Annotated in this window: 19 protein-coding genes; 4 read left to right on the forward strand and 15 right to left on the reverse strand. The window is 66.3% G+C overall.

Annotated elements, in window-relative coordinates:
- The first annotated feature begins 22 nt into the window (after window positions 1–22).
- Together purS and purQ are read left to right on the forward strand one after the other, a co-directional pair.
- Complete coding sequence (gene purS / locus AC0KTM_RS28105; protein WP_067174746.1) at window positions 23–262, forward strand: phosphoribosylformylglycinamidine synthase subunit PurS; 240 nt, start codon at window positions 23–25, stop codon at window positions 260–262.
- On the forward strand, window positions 259–933 hold the full coding sequence (purQ, locus tag AC0KTM_RS28110; protein ID WP_225327854.1) for a phosphoribosylformylglycinamidine synthase subunit PurQ: 675 nt from the start codon (window positions 259–261) through the stop codon (window positions 931–933). The genes purS and purQ overlap by 4 nt, the downstream gene beginning before the upstream one ends.
- On the opposite strand, the gene AC0KTM_RS28115 is transcribed toward purQ, so the two are convergent.
- Together AC0KTM_RS28115 and AC0KTM_RS28120 are read right to left on the reverse strand one after the other, a co-directional pair.
- Window positions 900–2,315: a WS/DGAT/MGAT family O-acyltransferase gene (locus tag AC0KTM_RS28115; protein WP_238955732.1), complete on the reverse strand. Its 1,416-nt coding sequence runs from the start codon at window positions 2,313–2,315 to the stop codon at window positions 900–902. The genes purQ and AC0KTM_RS28115 overlap by 34 nt on opposite strands.
- Before the next feature lie 81 nt (window positions 2,316–2,396).
- A complete protein-coding gene (locus tag AC0KTM_RS28120) occupies window positions 2,397–3,212 on the reverse strand; it encodes a lysophospholipid acyltransferase family protein (RefSeq protein WP_238955733.1) in 816 nt (271 codons plus the stop codon).
- A gap of 146 nt (window positions 3,213–3,358) precedes the next feature.
- Here AC0KTM_RS28120 and AC0KTM_RS28125 point away from each other — a divergent pair, with 146 nt between their 5' ends.
- Window positions 3,359–4,441, forward strand: a complete 1,083-nt coding sequence (locus AC0KTM_RS28125; protein WP_472417304.1) for an NAD-dependent epimerase/dehydratase family protein — start codon at window positions 3,359–3,361, stop codon at window positions 4,439–4,441.
- Window positions 4,442–4,453: 12 nt separating this feature from the next.
- Here the strand turns inward: AC0KTM_RS28125 and AC0KTM_RS28130 are convergent, their stop codons facing one another.
- The 11 genes from AC0KTM_RS28130 to AC0KTM_RS28180 form a co-directional block, all read right to left on the reverse strand.
- Entirely contained in the window at window positions 4,454–4,921 is a 468-nt protein-coding gene (locus AC0KTM_RS28130) for a YbjN domain-containing protein (RefSeq protein WP_225327851.1), read from the reverse strand.
- Between the two features lie 97 nt (window positions 4,922–5,018).
- The gene (locus tag AC0KTM_RS28135) at window positions 5,019–5,486 is read right to left on the reverse strand and encodes a cupin domain-containing protein (protein ID WP_225327850.1); all 468 of its coding nucleotides are present in this window, start codon (window positions 5,484–5,486) and stop codon (window positions 5,019–5,021) included.
- Between the two features lie 3 nt (window positions 5,487–5,489).
- Complete coding sequence (locus AC0KTM_RS28140) at window positions 5,490–6,947, reverse strand: dihydrolipoyl dehydrogenase family protein (RefSeq protein WP_472417306.1); 1,458 nt, start codon at window positions 6,945–6,947, stop codon at window positions 5,490–5,492.
- Window positions 6,934–7,641, reverse strand: coding sequence for a haloacid dehalogenase type II (locus AC0KTM_RS28145; RefSeq protein ID WP_472417308.1), 708 nt, complete (start codon window positions 7,639–7,641; stop codon window positions 6,934–6,936). The genes AC0KTM_RS28140 and AC0KTM_RS28145 overlap by 14 nt, the downstream gene beginning before the upstream one ends.
- 1 nt (window position 7,642) lies before the next feature.
- A complete protein-coding gene (locus tag AC0KTM_RS28150) occupies window positions 7,643–8,206 on the reverse strand; it encodes a TMEM175 family protein (protein ID WP_472417590.1) in 564 nt (187 codons plus the stop codon).
- A 39-nt stretch (window positions 8,207–8,245) separates the two neighbouring features.
- Complete coding sequence (locus AC0KTM_RS28155) at window positions 8,246–8,677, reverse strand: VOC family protein (RefSeq protein WP_472417309.1); 432 nt, start codon at window positions 8,675–8,677, stop codon at window positions 8,246–8,248.
- Window positions 8,674–9,555 carry a DUF427 domain-containing protein gene (locus AC0KTM_RS28160; RefSeq protein ID WP_472417311.1) on the reverse strand — a complete coding sequence of 294 codons (882 nt, stop codon included), beginning with the start codon at window positions 9,553–9,555 and terminating at the stop codon, window positions 8,674–8,676. Before AC0KTM_RS28160 ends, AC0KTM_RS28155 begins: the two co-directional genes overlap by 4 nt.
- 53 nt (window positions 9,556–9,608) lie before the next feature.
- Window positions 9,609–10,655 (reverse strand): zinc-binding dehydrogenase, encoded by a 1,047-nt coding sequence (locus AC0KTM_RS28165; RefSeq protein WP_472417313.1) that lies wholly within the window; start codon window positions 10,653–10,655, stop codon window positions 9,609–9,611.
- A gap of 122 nt (window positions 10,656–10,777) precedes the next feature.
- Window positions 10,778–11,449: a TetR/AcrR family transcriptional regulator gene (locus tag AC0KTM_RS28170; protein ID WP_472417315.1), complete on the reverse strand. Its 672-nt coding sequence runs from the start codon at window positions 11,447–11,449 to the stop codon at window positions 10,778–10,780.
- 24 nt (window positions 11,450–11,473) lie between these two features.
- On the reverse strand, window positions 11,474–12,169 hold the full coding sequence (locus tag AC0KTM_RS28175) for a TetR/AcrR family transcriptional regulator (protein WP_472417317.1): 696 nt from the start codon (window positions 12,167–12,169) through the stop codon (window positions 11,474–11,476).
- A gap of 97 nt (window positions 12,170–12,266) precedes the next feature.
- A complete protein-coding gene (locus AC0KTM_RS28180) occupies window positions 12,267–13,136 on the reverse strand; it encodes an alpha/beta fold hydrolase (protein ID WP_472417319.1) in 870 nt (289 codons plus the stop codon).
- A 234-nt stretch (window positions 13,137–13,370) separates the two neighbouring features.
- Here AC0KTM_RS28180 and AC0KTM_RS28185 point away from each other — a divergent pair, with 234 nt between their 5' ends.
- Window positions 13,371–15,077 (forward strand): MOSC domain-containing protein, encoded by a 1,707-nt coding sequence (locus AC0KTM_RS28185; protein WP_472417321.1) that lies wholly within the window; start codon window positions 13,371–13,373, stop codon window positions 15,075–15,077.
- A gap of 24 nt (window positions 15,078–15,101) precedes the next feature.
- On the opposite strand, the gene AC0KTM_RS28190 is transcribed toward AC0KTM_RS28185, so the two are convergent.
- Both AC0KTM_RS28190 and AC0KTM_RS28195 read right to left on the reverse strand, forming a co-directional pair.
- Window positions 15,102–15,899 (reverse strand): family 1 encapsulin nanocompartment shell protein, encoded by a 798-nt coding sequence (locus AC0KTM_RS28190; protein ID WP_225327848.1) that lies wholly within the window; start codon window positions 15,897–15,899, stop codon window positions 15,102–15,104.
- The gene (locus AC0KTM_RS28195) at window positions 15,896–16,906 is read right to left on the reverse strand and encodes a Dyp-type peroxidase (RefSeq protein ID WP_472417323.1); all 1,011 of its coding nucleotides are present in this window, start codon (window positions 16,904–16,906) and stop codon (window positions 15,896–15,898) included. Before AC0KTM_RS28195 ends, AC0KTM_RS28190 begins: the two co-directional genes overlap by 4 nt.
- Between the last annotated feature and the right edge of the window lie 72 nt (window positions 16,907–16,978).

Consider the following 16,978-nt stretch of genomic DNA (forward strand, 5'->3'; position numbering starts at 1 on the left):
CGCCAACTGAGGAGGAGCGCCGGTGGCCCGGGTGATCGTGAGCGTGATGCCCAAAGCGGAGATCCTGGACCCGCAGGGTCAGGCGATAGTCGGCGCGCTGGGCCGCCTCGGCCACCCGGGGATATCGGATGTCCGGCAGGGCAAGAGGTTTGAGCTCGAAGTGGACGACAGCGTGGACGACTCGGCGCTCGCCGAGATCGCGGAATCGCTGTTGGCGAACACCGTGATCGAGGACTGGACGATCAGCCGGGAGACGCCGTGAGCGCACGCATCGGGATCATCACGTTTCCCGGGACGCTCGACGACGTGGACGCCGCCCGCGCGGCGCGGCGCGTCGGTGCGGAGCCGGTCAACCTGTGGCACGCCGACGCCGACCTGAAAAGCGTCGACGCCGTGGTGGTGCCCGGCGGCTTCTCCTACGGCGACTACCTGCGGGCCGGTGCGATCGCCAGGTTCGCCCCGGTGATGACCGAGGTGGTGGACGCGGCGCGGCGCGGCATGCCGGTGTTGGGCATTTGCAACGGTTTTCAGGTGCTCTGCGAGGCAGGCCTACTGCCCGGAGCCCTGACCCGCAACGTGGGTTTGCACTTCATCTGCCGCGACGTGTGGCTGCGGGTGGCGTCGACGTCGACCGCGTGGACGTCGCGTTTCGAACCGGATGCCGATCTGCTGGTGCCGCTGAAGTCCGGCGAGGGCCGCTACGTGGCGCCCGCCGAGGTGCTCGAGGAGCTCGAGGGCGAGGGGCGGGTGGTGTTCCGGTACCACGAGAACGCCAACGGTTCGCTACATGACATCGCCGGCGTCAGCTCCGCCGACGGCCGTGTGGTGGGGCTGATGCCGCATCCCGAGCATGCCATCGAGGCGCTGACCGGGCCCTCCGACGACGGCCTGGGGCTGTTCTATTCGGTGCTGGACGGGGTGCTCGCCGGCTGATCGGAAACGCCTGCGGCGTCACGTAATTCGTCGAAGGCCGCGCTGATGGCGTCCGTCGCTTCGTGCGGGTCGTCGAACGTCTGGTCGTCGGTGAGCACGGCGACGCCGAGCAGGTCGACGTAACTCCACACGGTGATGTTGACCGGGGCCCCGGGCGACAGCACGCCCGTGGAATAGATCTCGCTGACGGCCGCGCCGCCGAAGTGGCCGCGCTCGCGCGGCCCGACCACGCTGGATACGGCGACGTTCATCAGCTTGTTGGGCATGTCGCGCAGACCCAGCCACCGAAATGCGGCGGGGGCCAACGCGGTCGGCAGGTAGGCCATCATTTTCCCGTACAGCTGCGGGCCCAGGATCTCGTGGTCTTCCTTGGCGATCCGGGTGGCCACCGAGATCAGCCGGGCCCGTTCGATCGGGTTGTCAACATGCACCGGCAGCGAAATCATCAGCCCGCTGATCTCGTTGCCGGTGATCCGGTCCGACTTGTCGGTGGCCGTCGGGACCGACGCGATGATCGGGCGGTCGGCCGCACCGTCGTAGGCCAGCAACAGCGTCCTCAATCCGCCCGCCGCCGTCGCCAGCACCAGATCGTTCATGGTGATGCCCAACGCTTTTGCCGTCGCCTTGACCTGCGGCAGCGATAACGACGTGCTGGCGAACCACCGCCGGGGCGAGACGACATGGTTGAGGAACGTCGGCGGCGCATCAAAGGCGTCGGCCAGGTCGGGGTGATCTCCGCGCTCTCGGGAGCGGCGCCGCACCCGCATCAACCCGACGGCCGCGTCCTTGAGCAGCCGTGGGAGTTGCGCGAGCTGCCGGACGTGGTCGCGCGCGGCCGCGCGCAGCAACTCGGCATCAGAAATCGTGACGCCGGCTTCGTCGTTGTCGCGCTCGTCGGTGGGCCCGTCCCGCAGATCCATCGCGCGCGCCAGCAGGTTGACCGACGCGACACCGTCCGCCAGCGCGTGGTGCACCTTGCCGATCAAGGCGAACCGGCCGTCGGCCAGACCCTCGGCGAAATGAAACTCCCACAGCGGCCGGCTGCGGTCCAGGGGAGTGGACGCCACCTCGCCGATGACCCGATCGAGCTCTCGCCGCCCGCCCGGTGCGGGCACCCGGACGCGACGGAGGTGATAGTCCAGGTCGACCTCGCAGTTTTCCTGCCACATCGGGTGATGGAGATGCCAGGGGATGTCAACGAGCTTGTAGCGCAACGGTTCCAGCAGGTGAAGGCGCCGGCGGACGTGGTGGCGGAACACGTCGAAACCGAACGCGCCGTCGAAGTCGGACGGGTCGATGATCGCGACCTTCAGCGTGTGCGTGTGCAGGTTGGGCGTCTCGCTGTAGAGCAGCATGGCGTCCATGCCGTTGAGTCTTTTCACACGCCACCTCGCCCTGCCGACGCGTCCAGGCCAACAACTATGCCGCAGGGCGCCGGTTGTTGGCGCGGATTGGCGGCACCATCAGCCCAGGATCGGAAACCGGCGCTGCCCGGCCAATCGCGCAAGCGCGGCCTCCATGACCGCGCGGACGTGGGCGTCGACCTCGTCGACGTCGGGATCGTCGCCGAAGCGCGCGGTGACGTCGATTGGCTCGAGCACCTCGGTGACGATCTTTGCCGGCAGCGGCAGGTTGGGCGGGAAGATCACGCTCAGCCCGAACGGGAACCCGACGCTGATCGGCAGGATGTCCATCCGGGCCTTGGTTAGCCCCAGCTTGCGGGCCAGCCAGTTGCCCCGGGTCAAGAAAAGCTGCGTCTCCTGGGCTCCGATCGACACGGTCGGCACGATCGGCACCCCGGCCTCGATCGCGGTGCGCACGTAGCCGGTGCGGCCGTTGAAGTCGATGGTGTTGGCGCTGAACGTCGGCCGGTACGAGTCGTAGTCGCCGCCGGGAAATACCAGCACCACCGCGCCGGAATGCAGGGCGGCGGCGGCGTTTTCGCGGCTGGCCTCGATCACCCCGAGGCGGCGCAGCCAGCCGTCCAGGGGCCCCATGAAGAGCCCGTAATGGCCCAGCGTGTAGACGGGGCGGTCGTAGCCGAACTTTTCGTAGAAGGCCGGGGAAAAGATCAACACGTCCGGCGTCAACATGCCGCCGGAGTGGTTCGAGACCACCAGCGCCCCACCGGACGACGGGATGTTGTCGATGTTTCGCACCTCGGCGCGGTAATAGCGTTTGACAGCCGGCCCGAGCGCATGCGCGACCTGTTCGGTGAAGGCCGGGTCCCACTTGGCGGTCTCGTGATTTTCCGCCGCGTCCGCGCCGCTGCCCGTCATGGCTCCCCGCTGTCGTGATTGTGCATTTGCTATTGGTTGCCGGTGTGACGCCGGTCTCAAACCTCAGCCCCTGAGCTGCATATGTTACTCTCCATTCGGGAGAATGCCATATTCGTTTGCTGGGGGCAAACGCACAGCGGGGGATCATGTCCGAGAAGGTTCTTGTCACCGGGGGTTTCGGGCTCGTCGGCTCACAGACGGTGCGCCGGCTGGTCGCCGACGGCCACCGGGTCGTCGCGACGGATCTGGGCACCGCCGCCCAGCGCAAAGCCGCGAGGGCGCTGCCCGCCGGTGTCGAGGCGCACTGGGCCGACCTGACCGACCCGGGCCACGTTGACCGCTTGCTCGCCGCGACTTCACCCACGGCGATCGTTCACCTGGCCGCGGTGATCCCGCCGGCGGTGTACCGCAGCCCCGCCCTCGGGCGGCGCGTCAACGTCGATGCGACCCTCACGCTGCTGCGCGCAGCGCAGGCCCGGCCGCATCCGGTTCGGTTCATTCAGGCGTCGAGCAACGCCGTGTACGGGGCGCGCAACCCGCACCGCGACGCCGAGCTGTTGCGCGCGGATTCCCCGATGAATCCGGCTGATCTCTACGGTGCGCACAAGGCCGAGGCGGAACAACACATCCGATCCTCGGACCTCGAGTGGGTGATCTTGCGGCTGGGCGGGGTGATCAGCGTCGAACCGGACGCCATGCCGTTCAGCGTCGATGCGCTGTTCTTCGAAAGTGCCCTGCCGACCGATGGTCGCATCCACACCGTCGATGTGCGCGATGTCGCTCGCGCGTTCGCCGCGGCGACCACTGCCGATGTCGCCGGTGAGACCCTGCTGATCGCCGGCGACGAGTCGCACCGGATTCGGCAGGGCGAGGTCGGTAAGGCGCTGGCCGCGGCCCGGGGTCTCGTCGATGTCTTGCCCGGGGGGCGCCCGGGTGATCCCGACAGCGACGAGAACTGGTTCGTCACCGACTGGATGGATACCGCTCGCGCCCAACAGGTCCTGCGATTCCAGCACCACTCGTGGCCGGACATGATCGACGAGATGCGCGCCATCGCGGGGTGGCGGCGCTACCCGATGCGGTTGATCTCGCCGCTGGCGCGGTGGTTTCTCAAAAGCCGTGCGGCGTACCGGGATACGCCCGGACGCTACGCCGATCCGTGGGGCGCCATCCGGGCCGAGCTGGGTGAGCCGCGCCCCGACGTCCCGGGCGGCACGAGCGGTTCCTAGACCGCCTGGGTGTCAGCCGGCGTGACGCAGCAGCGGGCGCTCCGCGGAGGGCACGTCGACGGCGGGGCTCAGCTCCTCGAAGAGCTCGGTGGCATCCGCGATCGTCAGGTCGACGAAGGACGCGAAATCGACGAAGGAGACTTCGCTTCGGATCCATTGCGACTTGCGGGCTACCACACCGATGCGCTGTGGATCGGTCGAGCCGTGCACGATGGCGGTGACGTGGCGTTGCTGGCGGTTCCACGTGTCGGCGAAGTACGTCAGCCACGGGCGGTCGGCGGCCGGAAAGTAGCACCCGGGAGTGACCCGGATGATCAGTACGTCGTCGTGCGCGGGCGAGATTTCGAAATGAACGTGCAGCCGTCGCGGTGCGCCGGTGACGAAAAAGTATTCGCCGTCGCGATGCCCGCGAAAGTATTGCCGCCCGCGGGTGCGCAAATAGCGTTCGACAAGGTTGGCGCACAGCTGCTCGTTGGTCATAGACGTATGGTGCCGCCGACGACTTTGCGGAGGCTTGGAGCCAAGCGATGTGGCACCGAAGAATCTGTTGAGAATTCGCTGAGTGAGCGTCTGCTATCTATTGAGGGCCGTCCAGCGGATACAGCGCGGGCAGATTGACCACGATCGCTTCCTGGGTGCTGCGCGCGATCACGACCTCGGCCGTGGTGTCGGGGTCGGGGTTTTCCTCCCGGTGCGGCAGATACGGCGGGATGAAGACATAGTCACCGGGTTCGGTGGCAATGCGGACCTCTTGGACGCCGTCATGAAAGACGAACTCCGGGTTGCCGCTTCGTACATAGATTGCGGTCTCCGAGTCGCCGTGGTGATGGTTGTCCGAGGCGGATTTCGGCGACGCGTGGGTCTCGCCCATCCAGAGCTTCTCCGCGCCGACCGACCCACCGGACAGCGCGGCGAAGCGCCGCAGCCCCTCCGACTGCGCGGTATCCGAGCTGATTTCCGACGCCTTGACGTGGCGCACCCTGTTGCGGGCGAGCGGCGTTGCGGTGTCGTCGAAATCGGGATGGAAGCCGTCGGAGGTGGCCATGGGTCAATTATGGCCCGATTCATCGCGATACGCCTCGAGCAGCCTCAGCCACAGCTCGCTGATGGTCGGGAAGCACGGCACGGCGTGCCACAAGCGGTCAACGGTTACCTGGCCGGCGACGGCGATGGTGGCCGAGTGCAACAGCTCGGTCACGCCCGGGCCCACCAACGTGACGCCGAGCAGGCGCCCGCTCTCTTGGTCGACGACCATCCGGGCGCGGCCGGTATAGCCGTCGGCGTAAAGCTTCGCCCCCATCACCACGTCCCCCATCTCGATATCGGCGACCCGGACTCGGTATCCGGCGTCCCCGGCTTGCTGAGCTGTCAGTCCGACCGCGGCGGCCTCGGGGTCGGTGAAGAAGGCTTGCGGCACCGCGTAGTGGTCGGCGGTGGTCGCGTGTGCGCCCCACGGGTTGGTGTCCAACGGATCTCCGGCTGCGCGTGCGCCGATGGCCGCACCAGCGATCCGGCCCTGATACTTGCCCTGATGCGTGAGCAGGGCACGGTGGTTGACGTCACCGGCGGCGTAGAGCCAGCCATCCTCGACGGTGCCGTGCACCAGGCAGGTGTCGTCCACCTCGAGCCAGCCGCCGGGTTCCAATCCCACTGTCTCCAAGCCGATGTCGTCGGTCAGCGGCGCTCGGCCGGTGGCGAACAACACCTCATTCACCGTCAGCTCGGTGCCATCGTCCAGTTCGAGGACCACGCTGGTGTCGTCCGGGCGCCGCAGCGCGCGGACCGACACGTCCACCCGCACGTCGACACCGGCATCAATGAGACCGCGACCGATCAACTCGCCCACGAAGGGTTCCATGCGCGGTAACAGCCCCGAGCCCCGGGCCACGAGGGTCACTTGGGAGCCCAATCCCTGCCAGGCCGTGGCCATTTCGACACCCACACCGCCTGCGCCCACGACGGCCAGCCGCTGTGGGACCTCGCTGCTGTCGGTGGCGCGCCGGTTAGTCCACGGCTTGGCCTCGGCCATTCCGGGCAGATCGGGCAGCGCGGGACGGCTTCCGGTGCACACGACCACGGCATGCCGCGCGGTGAGCGTGACACGCTCGTCGTCGCCGGTGGTGACGACGACTCGGCGGGGGCCCTGCAACCTTCCGTGACCGCGTACCAACGTCGCGCCGATTCCGCTCACCCAGTCGGCCTGACCGCTGTCATCCCAGTCGGTGACATACCGGTTGCGGCGGCCGAAGACACCCTCGGCGCTGATGGATCCGGTGACCGCTTCCCGAGCACCGTCGACGCGTCGCGCATCGGCGAGGGCAATGACGGGACGCAGCAACGCTTTACTGGGCACGCACGCCCAGTAGGAGCACTCGCCCCCGACGAGCTCGCGCTCGACCATGGCGACGCGCAGGCCCGCGGCGCGGGCGCGTTCGGCGGCGTTTTGCCCGACCGGGCCGGCACCGAGCACGATGACGTCGAAGTCACGTTCGCTAGCTGTGGCCACTGTCGGCGATCCCTTCGGTTTGGGTTAGGCGCTCGGCCAGCTCACGGAGGTCACCGGCGACGATGTTCGGCTGCGGCAGGCCGCTGACCGGTAACGGCGCGTTGCCGTGCCGGGTGATCAGCGCCCCGGTGAACCCGACGCTCTGCGCGCCGAGGGTGTCCCAGACGTGCGCGGCCACCATCATGCAATCGCCGGGAGTCACTTGGAGTTCCTCGCACACGTACCGATACACGGTGGGCGCCGGCTTGAAGGCGGCGCGGGCCTCGACGCTCAGCTGGCGTTCGAAAAAGTCGGCCAGTCCCGAGTTCTGCAGCGCCGTCGGGCCATCCGGATTTGGCGGGGAGTTCGTCAGAGTGACAAGCCGAAAACCGTTGTCACGCAGGGTGGCGAGCCCCTCGGCGGCATCGGGGTGTGCCGGCATGGTGAGCAGCCCCGTCTTGAGGTGATCGAGGTGGTCATCGGTGACGTCCACTCCGCGGACATCTCCCAACATGCGCAGCACCCCCTGAGCGAGCACGGGGAACGGCACGTACCTGTCGGCCAGTGTGATGGTCATCGAGTACTGAATGAGCTGACCGAACCAGTCGCGCAGCACGCGTTCGTCACCGAACAGCCCACCGAAAAACGGGGCGAGGGACTCGATATCGATCAGCGTCTCGTTGACGTCGAAAACCAGGACGGAGGGTGTCGGCATGCTAGGTCTCGACCTTTTTGGCGTTGGGCACATCCGGCCGCAAATACCCCGCCAGGCATAGGCAAATCAACACCATTCCGACAGCCGGCCACCACAATGCGACGACTGCCGCCGCCGCGAACACGCCGATCGTGATGAATGACCTCATACGCAATAGTCGGCGCACTCGCTCGGTGAGATCCTCATGGGCGGGTCGATCGACCACTTCCTGGCACAGCGCCAAGTAGGTGATGTTGACGAGCACGAACACCGAGGCATACAGAACCACCGGTGCGGCGGCCAGCCTGCTGTCGGCGATCCACTCGGTGGTGATCGGAATCAGCGATACCGAGAACAAGTGCGCGAAGTTCGACCACACCAATCGTGGCGTCGCCACTTGCGCATAGCCGAACAAGTGGTGGTGGTTCACCCAAACGATCGCGATGAACACGTAACTGACCACATAGCTCAGTCCGGTGGGCCATTCCGGTAACAAGGCGTTGAACGTGTAGGACTTCGGCGGCTTGAGCTCTAGGACGAGGATCGTGATGAGGACCGCGAACACTCCGTCGGAGAATGCGCCCACCCGGTCTGGACTCGTTTTCTGCGCGGCCACGACGCCTCCTCAACCCCGCTGATGGTTCCGCTCCTGCAATACCCAAGCATTGCCGTCGGGATCGCGGAAGTCGGCGAAGCTCGCGTAGTCACCGCGATCGGGATCGGCGCCCGGGAGGAACCCGCCGCTCCAGCCGCCGTGGGCGTCCTTGTGGCGGATCTCGCTGACGGTGACGCCGCGACCGGTCAACGCTGCGCGGCAGGCCTCGATGTCCGAGACCACAAGGTATAGGCCCCGCACCGATCCGGGCGGCGCGTCCGTCAACCCGACGCCGAATTGGATTGAGGCGCCCGATCCCTCGGGCGTCAGCTGGATGACCCGGAACCGGGGTGTGGGCGCGTAATCGACGTCGAGGGTGAAGCCCACCTGGTCGCGATAGAACCGCAGTGACCGATCGGGATCGGCGACGGGCAGGATGACGACTTCGAGCGACAACCTCATGACGTGCCCCGGGTCGGGTTCTTGCCTAACACCTCGTCGATGTCCAGGCCGCGGTCGACGCCATGAGGGATGACGGTTTGGCCGGGCTCCAGCCGGAGTTGTTTGCCGTCGAGGTGCACATCGATTTTGTCCGGTTCGAAGGACACCAGGTTGCGGACGCGTGACACTTCGGTCCACGCGTCGACGTAAGACCACGCCGCATGCTGGTGGCTGCCGATGTCGTAATACGAGCAGATACCTTTGTATGGGCAAAAGGTCTGGATATCAACGGGTTTGAGGGCGGACTCGTCGACGTCGTCGCGCTCCACGTACCACCTGGGTGCGAAGCCCGATTCATATAGAGCCACCGGTCGATGCGTCTCGGCGATCACGCGCTCACCATCGCGGACGACGAGATGCCGTGCCGTGGAACGGATGTCGATACGGTGATACGCGTCCGCCGCGTGCCCAACGATCCGTTCTTCTTCTTCATAGAAGGCATCCATGGCGCGCCAGGCGAACGCCACCCGGCCATCGAGCGTCGCCGCGTGGGCCGGCAGCCGGCTGTGCGCCCAGGCGCCGTGGCCGGCCTCGCGATCTGCTGCCCTGACGGTGAACCACTGCGTGTCGCCGAAGTCGCGGTGCTGCGTCACCCGATCCTCGGCGGTCAGCGCCCCAGCCTCGATATCGCCGAGTGGAAAGTAGGCCACCGGGTAACGGCCCGGCTCGTGCAACAGAAGCACGTCCTCGCTGTCGGCGATCCATCGGTCCGCGAAGAGCACCCGCATCCGGCGGCGCAACGGTTCGGCGAAGAGCAGCCGCGACGGCATCGGCTGTTCGGTGAGGAAGTGCCCGACCGACCCGGTCGCCAGCGGGCCTTGCTGCCATGCCAGTCCCATGTGGACACCTACCTTCCCAAATCCCTTGCTGTGGCGGTGGTTAACGATACGCATCACTCCATGACGACGACCATCTTGCCGCCGGCGTCCCCGGCCTCCATCACCCGATGCGCCTCATGAATCTGGTCGAAGGAAAAGACGCGAGACGGTTTCGCTTCCAATGTGCCGTCGGCGACCTGCCGGGCGATGTCCCCAAGCGGTACGTCGGACAGTGGAAAGCCTGGCGTGCCAAATACAAAGCTGCCGAAGAAGTTCCAGTTCACCCCCGATGCCATGCGCAGCAGCGGGTTGAAATCTCCGATGGGATCCAGTCCGCCCAGCCACCCGGCCAGGCAGGCCGTGCCGCCGCGGCGCAGCATGTCCAACGAGTCGAGGATGGTGCTGTTGCCGACGAGATCGAGGACGGCGTCGATCCGGCCACGCTCGGGGAGGTGGTCTGCCAGGTCGCGGCGCTCCAGCTCGATGCGGGAGGCGCCCAGTTGCTCGAGCATCTCGAAGCGCCCCTTGCTGCGCGCGGTTGCGATGACTCGTGCGCCGGCGGCGACCGCCATCTTGAGCGCGGCCTGGCCGAGGGACGACGTGGCGCCACGCAACACCAGGGTTTGTCCGGCTCTGAGGTCCAGATTGCGGAAGAGGCACGTCCAGGCCACCGCGTAGGTTTCGGGCAATGCCGCCAACGCCGCCCACGACAGCTCGGACTCGATGAGCGCGACGTTTGCTGCGCGGACGCGGGTGTATTGCGCGTAGCTGCCGTTGATGGTTCGGCCGAGACCACCCATGAGCGCGGCGACCTTGGCACCGATCGGGAACTCACCGCCCGGGCACGAGTCGACGACGCCGACGCATTCGATGCCGCTCACTTCCGCGGCCTCGGCCCATTCACCTCGACGCATGTGCATCTCGGCGTGGTTGATCCCGAAGCCCTTTACCGCGATGACGACTTCGCCGTCTTTCGGAAGCGGTTTGGGGATGTCGTCGTAAACCAGGCTGTCGAGTCCGCCGAACCCCTTCAAGATGATCGCCCGCATGGTTTCTCCGCCCGGGTGCTCACGCACGACCGCCGGTGCGGTGGGCAGTTGAGGTGAATCCGGGACGGACAAGGACTGCCCTCTTTCAAATCGTTGGCAGCGCCAGGACGTCGGGTAGCTGCCGCATGATAATGGGCTAACTGACCCAATATTATGTTCGAACGATACCTCCGTGTCCAGGGGAAGGTGGACCGTCAGGAGTCGCGCTGACCGCGAGACGGCCGGGTTCTGCCCCGGCGACGCGGAGGCGCAGCCCCGAACGAACGCACATAGTCGACGGCGGCATTGACGGCGGCCCGCAGCGGCTGCGGATCGCCCGTGGCATGCGTGAGCATTGCGCCGCCCTGATGCGCGGCGACCAGTGCTACCGCCAGGTGGCGTGGATCGGCTTCGGGGCGCAACTCGCCACGATCGCGGATCGCCTCGAGGCCGGTGCGGAACAGTTCGATCCATTGGTCGTATCCCGCGGCCAGGTCGTCGTGGATTTCGTCGTCGGCCTCGATCAGTTCGCCGGCCAGGGACCCGTAGACGCAGCCTCCGATGCGGTACACCGGATCGATGTCGGATACGCAGGCGTCAGCCCACGCCCGCAGCGCATCGAGGCTGTCGAGTGCGGCGAACTTCGGTTGAGTATGGAAGTCGCGCACGTTGTTTCGGCGCACGTCGACGACGTGCCGGGTCAGGTCACGCTTGTCGCGGAAGTAGTGCGACATCTGGGATCCGCCCACTTCGGCGGCGCGCCGCACCTGGTCGATGCTGGTGTTGGCGACGCCACGCTCGAACATCAAACGGGCGGCGGTGTCGATGATGCGCGCACGCGTCGCCAAACCCTTGCGGGTGAACGGTAAGGAGGGGTGTTCAGTCACCTTGATGCCTTCGGCACGGACGGGTCAGCCGGCTTTCCGCGCCGGGCGGCGATTCCGCGACCGCCGCGGGGGCCGCGGAACCCGTTCGGCGGTGTCGGTGGCGAACATGCGTAAGTAGTTCACCGCGAATCGGATCGCATCGGCGTGCGGCCATTCCTCTTGATAGGTGAAGGTCAAAATTCCGCCTCCTTGATGCGCAGTGATGATCACCAGCGCCAACTGTCGCGGGTCGGCATCCGCAACCAGCAGCCCGTCATCCTTCATACGCTGGATTGCCTTCTCCAACAGGTCGATCCACTGCCGGTACCCGGCGGCCAATGCTTCGCGCGTCGCGCCGTCCGACTTCGCGAGCTGGCCGGTGAGCGCGTGATAGGTGGGGGTGCCGACGTATCCGATCCGTCGCAGGTAGCGCATGTTCATGTCGATCCATTTTTCGAAGTCGTCGAACGAACTCAGACCTCGAAGCGCGGGTTGCCGGTGAAAGTCCAAGACCACGCCGATTTGTCGTCGGATCACCGCTCGAATCAGCGCGCGCTTGTCGGCGAAATAGTGGGCGAGCTGCGAGCCGCTGACCGAGGCGGCGCGCCGCACATTCTCCATGTTGGACGCCGAGAGGCCCTCGGTGACGATCAGCTGCGCGGCCGCTTGCACGATTCGGTCGCGGGTGGCACGCCCCTTGGCGGTCAACCGTTGTTCGTCACGAACATCGGGAAGGGCCATCGCGTCAGGCTAACCCGTGTGTGCCGCCATTTATGGGATCTCCAGCCCAGACGACGGGATCGTCATGGTTCTGTTGCGCGCACCCCGCGGCCGGTCGTCACGCCGTGAGCTGCTTGGCGAGGAAGTTCCGGATCAGGGGGGCGACGTCATCGAGCGCTGACTCCAACAGGAAGTGCCCGCCGTCGAGCAGATGGATTTCGGCGTCGGGCAGGTCGTCGGCGAACGCTTCGGCTCCGGCCGGCCCGAAAATTTCGTCGCCGCGACCCCAGACCGCCAGCAACGGCACCCGGCTGGCCCGGAAGTATTCGTGTAAGCGCGGATACAGGGGCGCGTTGGTGGCGTAATCACGAAACAGCTTGAGCTGCACCAAGTCGTTGCCGGGACGGGAGAGCAGCGCGTAGTCGTGATGCCACGACTCGGGATCGACCAGGGTCTCGTCGGCCACGCCGGTCACGTACTGCCACCTTGTGGCCTCGAGCGTGAGGAACTGGCGCACGGGCGCCTCGGTGTCCGCGGTGGGCTCGCGCTGGTAAGCCTGTACGACCTTCCAGAAGCTCTCGACGAATCCGGCGTCATAGGCGTTGCCGTTCTGGCTGATGATCGCGGTGATCGCGGACGGGTCGCGCAGCGCCAGCCGCCAGCCGATCGGCGCGCCGTAGTCCTGGACGTACATGGCATATCGCGCGATGCCGAGGGTTCGCAGCAGGTCCGCGGTGAGGTCGGTCAGCCGATCGAAGGTGTAGTCGAACTCCTCGACCGGCGGCGAATCGGAGAGCCCGAAGCCGAGATGGTCCGGTGCGATGACGTGGTAGCGGTCCGCGAGGGCCGGTATCAGATTGCGGAACATGTAGGAACTGGTGGGAAACCCGTGCAGCAGCACCACCGTGGGAGCGTCCGGGTCGCCGGCGTCCCGGTAGAAGAGCCGGTGGCCGTTCACCGTGGCGTATCGATGATGTACAGCCGGCATGACATTCCTCCTGAGCCAACGCGATTCGCACACGAGCGCCGCGACCGCGGTCCGCAGACATTCACGAACCGGCCCGACAATATTTTGGGTTGTGTGACCCATTATGCACCACTCCGCGGCCGCGCAACAGCCCGCGCAGCCGATGTGTTGCCGTGCGGGTCGGGCTGCCATATTCTGGGCCAACCATCCCAGTTGGGCGACTGGTGCCATGGCGAGCTGCTGCGAGGTGACACGGTGGGCAGGCTTGTTTCGGTGAACGTGGGCATGCCCAAGGACGTCCGATGGCGAGACAAAACGGTCTACACCGGCATTTGGAAGACCCCGGTGGAGGGACCGGTCATGGTGCGTCGGCTCAACGTCGACGGCGACGGTCAGGGTGACCTCGCCGGCCATGGCGGGGAACAACGGGCCGTGATGGTGTACCAGAGCGAGTCCTATGACTTCTGGAAGACGTTCCTGGGCCGCACCGACCTGCGGCCCGGACATTTCGGCGAAAACTTCACCGTCACCGGGCTGGCCGACAACGAGGTGTGCATCGGTGACCGCTATCGCATCGGCGACGCCGAATTCGAGGTCACTCAGCCGCGCGTCACGTGCTTTCGCGTCGGCCTTCGTCTCGACGAACCCGACATGCCCAATCTGCTTGTCTCCCAGCATCGCCCGGGCTTCTACTTCCGGGTCATCACCGAGGGTCGGGTGCGGGCCGGGGACGACATCGTGCGGAACCGCCGCGGTCGTCACCAGCTCAGCGTCGCCGAGGTCGACGCGTTGCTCTACCTGCCGGACCGCGACGTCGAACGGCTGCGCGAGGCCATCGATGTTCCGGCGCTGAGCCCGGGCTGGCAGCAGTCGTTTCACGACATGCTCACCACGCGCGATGGGGCCACCGCGGCATCCCCCATCCCGGTCGAACCCGGTTGGAAGGGGTTTCGGAACCTACGGGTCACCGAGATATGCCGGGAGAGTCCACAGGTGCTCTCGATTCGGCTGCAGGCCGCCGACGGGGAACCGCTGCCAAGGGCGCTCCCGGGTCAATACCTCACGGTGAAGATTCCCGGAGCCGGTGACCCGCCGCCACTGCGCAGCTACTCCCTGTCGGGCGATCCGTCGGCCGGGTACTACCGCATCAGCGTCAAGCGGGAGGGTCACGGGTTGGTGAGCGGCTGGCTGCACGCCCACATCCGACCGGGGATGGTGTTGGCCGCCGCCGCCCCGCGCGGCGACTTCTGCCTCACCGAGGACCTTCGTCCCGTAGTGCTCCTATCCGCTGGAATCGGCGCGACGCCGGTGCTGGCGATGTTGCACGCACTCGCGGCGGCCGGCAGCGGGCGTGACATCTGGTGGCTGCACACCGCTCGAAATCGCGAAACCCAGGCCTTTGCCGCTGAAGTCGCGACGCTGGTCGAGTCGTTACCCCACGCCCGGCAGCAGGTTTTTTACACCGCAACGCAGGGCCGTCTGAACCGGGATGTCATCGCGGCATTGGGGTTGCCGACCGATGGTGTCGTCTACCTGTGCGGGCCAACACAATTCATGACCGATATCCGCGAATACCTGGTCGGCCTCGGCTTCGACCCCGCTCTGATCCACAGCGAACTGTTTGGTGCGCTGCCCGCGATCAACCCCGGTGTCGTCGAAACGGGGACGCGCAAGCCGCCCCATCTGCCTGCCGGGCCGCCGGGCACGGGGCCGTCGATCACGTTCGCGCGCAGTGGGTTAACGGTCAACTGGTCACCCGACTACCGCAGCATCCTCGACCTCGCCGAGGCCTGCGATGTGCCGACCCGCTTCTCCTGCCGAAGCGGCGTTTGTCATATGTGCGTCACCGGGGTGATCGCCGGGACGACCACCTACCTTCAGCAGCCGCTGGAGCCGCCGGCCGGCGAGTCGGTGCTGATCTGCTCAGCGGCTCCCGAAACCGATGTGGTGCTGGACCTTTAGCGAAAACCCGGGCGGCGTTTGTTCCTACGAACTCAGCGGGACGGACGCTTCGGCGGTGTAGCACAGGAAGGTGAGCGTCTCCTGTAGATACAGCTGCACGGTGTCCGCATCATGGCTGGTGTACCCGATCGTCACGTCGGTGCCCAGCTGCAGGTCGAAATCACCGCCGCGCGTGGTCAGCACGAAGGCACCGTCGATGGCCGGGGCCCAGATGATGTCTCCGGGAACGAGCCGATCGATGTGTTCGAGGATCGGATATCCGTGTTGGGTTGTCTCGCTGACCTTCGTGTAGACGTCGGCGGACAGCAGCACCGAGTAGGGGCCGTCGACACCGGCCAGGCGGAGCTCGGAGATCGCCTGGGTGATCACGTCCGGGATTTCGCTGGGATCGGCCGGCAACGTGAGCGTCTTGTTGGAGCTGGCGGAACGGATGCCCTCGATCGACGCGGCGGCGTAGCCCTCGAAGATGGCACGGTCTTCGACGAACGCGAGCTTCTTTGCGGCCGCCTTGACAGGGTCCCAGTCGGAGTCGCTGGCGCCGCGCTCGACGTTGTCGATCTCGTAACGCGACAGGGTGAACGGAACACGAAGCCGCACAAGGGGTTTACTTTCCCGCAGGTGCGCCTGGACACCTTCGGTGGGTGACGCCACGTTGGCCAGCCGTCCGGTGCTGACCGCGGCGGCCACTGGACCGCCGGGCTCGCTGACGTCGACGACCCGACGTCCGGCGATGTGGCGTTTGAATGTCCGGGTTGCCTCCAATTCGATTTCTTGCCAGGCGGCGTCGGTGACCGGTGCCAGCTCGCGGTAGAGGTTGTTCATGAAGTGGTTCCTTTCAGGCTGCCGATCGAAAGTGAGCCGTCCTGTGCAACAGACGTTTCCGCCGCCGGCGTTGCGGGCAGCGGCGGGGGATCATCGAGGAAGTCGACGGTGGGGGAGAAGAACAATCCGCCGGTGATGGCGGTGGAGAAGTCGAGGATGCGGTCGGTGTTGCCGGGCGGGTCGCCGAGGAACATGTTGCGCAGCATCTGTTCGGTGACTTGCGGTGTGCGCGAATAGCCGATGAAGTACGTGCCGTACTCGCCCTTGCCGAGCTCGCCGAATGGCATGTTGTGCCGCACGATTTTCAGTTCGGTGCCTTCGTCGTCGGTGATGACGTTGAGGGCGATGTGGGAGTCGTCCGGCTTGACGTCGTCATCGAGTTCGATGTCCTCCAGCTTGGTGCGGCCGATCACTCGCTCCTGCTCGGTGACGGATATCGAATTCCACGAGGACATGTCGTGCACGTACTTCTGCACGTGTACATAGCATGAGCCGGCGAAGTCGGGGTCCTCGTCGCGGATTGCGATGGCGCTGACGGCAAGTGGGCCATCCGGATTCTCGGTACCGTCGACGAATCCGAGCAAGTCGCGGTTGTCGAAATACCGGAACCCGTGCACCTCGTCGACCACGGTGACCGCGCCGGCCATCGATTTCAGTATCCGGTCGGCCAGTTCGAAACAGACGTCCAAACTTTCGGCCCGGACGTGGAACAACAGATCGCCGGGTGTGGCGGGAGCGTTGTGGCGCGGGCCGTTCAGCTCGATGAACCGGTGCAGTTCGGCGGGACGCGGCCCGGAAAACAAGCGATCCCAGGCATCCGAGCCGATCGAGGCGATCGCCGACAACCGTTTCTGCGGCTCGCGGAAGCCGATCGCGCGCACCAGCCCGGAAACGTCCTGCAGCGCGTCGTGCACGGTCGCCTCTCCACCGTCGTCGATGGTCACCACGAGGAAGATCGCCGCGGGTGTCAGCGGCTCGAGGATGGGTTGCGGCTGGACGGGGGGCACTCTGGTGACCCTAGCGTGGCGACGGCGAGCGCCGGAAGCGGCGCGAGCGAGGAGCGCGCAATCGACGCGAGC

It is taken from the genome of Mycobacterium sp. NTMscope_Eco_3, assembly GCF_976985685.1.

Excerpts from the sequence above, each read along its gene's own strand:
- AC0KTM_RS28120 (WP_238955733.1), bottom strand. The coding sequence starts at position 3,212 with ATGACGGGCAGCGGCGCGGACGCGGCGGAAAATCACGAGACCGCCAAG.
- AC0KTM_RS28125 (WP_472417304.1), top strand. The coding sequence starts at position 3,359 with ATGTCCGAGAAGGTTCTTGTCACCGGGGGTTTCGGGCTCGTCGGCTCA.
- AC0KTM_RS28130 (WP_225327851.1), bottom strand. The coding sequence starts at position 4,921 with ATGACCAACGAGCAGCTGTGCGCCAACCTTGTCGAACGCTATTTGCGC.
- AC0KTM_RS28135 (WP_225327850.1), bottom strand. The coding sequence starts at position 5,486 with ATGGCCACCTCCGACGGCTTCCATCCCGATTTCGACGACACCGCAACG.
- AC0KTM_RS28145 (WP_472417308.1), bottom strand. The coding sequence starts at position 7,641 with ATGCCGACACCCTCCGTCCTGGTTTTCGACGTCAACGAGACGCTGATC.
- AC0KTM_RS28155 (WP_472417309.1), bottom strand. The coding sequence starts at position 8,677 with ATGAGGTTGTCGCTCGAAGTCGTCATCCTGCCCGTCGCCGATCCCGAT.
- AC0KTM_RS28160 (WP_472417311.1), bottom strand. The coding sequence starts at position 9,555 with ATGGGACTGGCATGGCAGCAAGGCCCGCTGGCGACCGGGTCGGTCGGG.
- AC0KTM_RS28175 (WP_472417317.1), bottom strand. The coding sequence starts at position 12,169 with ATGGCCCTTCCCGATGTTCGTGACGAACAACGGTTGACCGCCAAGGGG.
- AC0KTM_RS28180 (WP_472417319.1), bottom strand. The coding sequence starts at position 13,136 with ATGCCGGCTGTACATCATCGATACGCCACGGTGAACGGCCACCGGCTC.
- AC0KTM_RS28190 (WP_225327848.1), bottom strand. The coding sequence starts at position 15,899 with ATGAACAACCTCTACCGCGAGCTGGCACCGGTCACCGACGCCGCCTGG.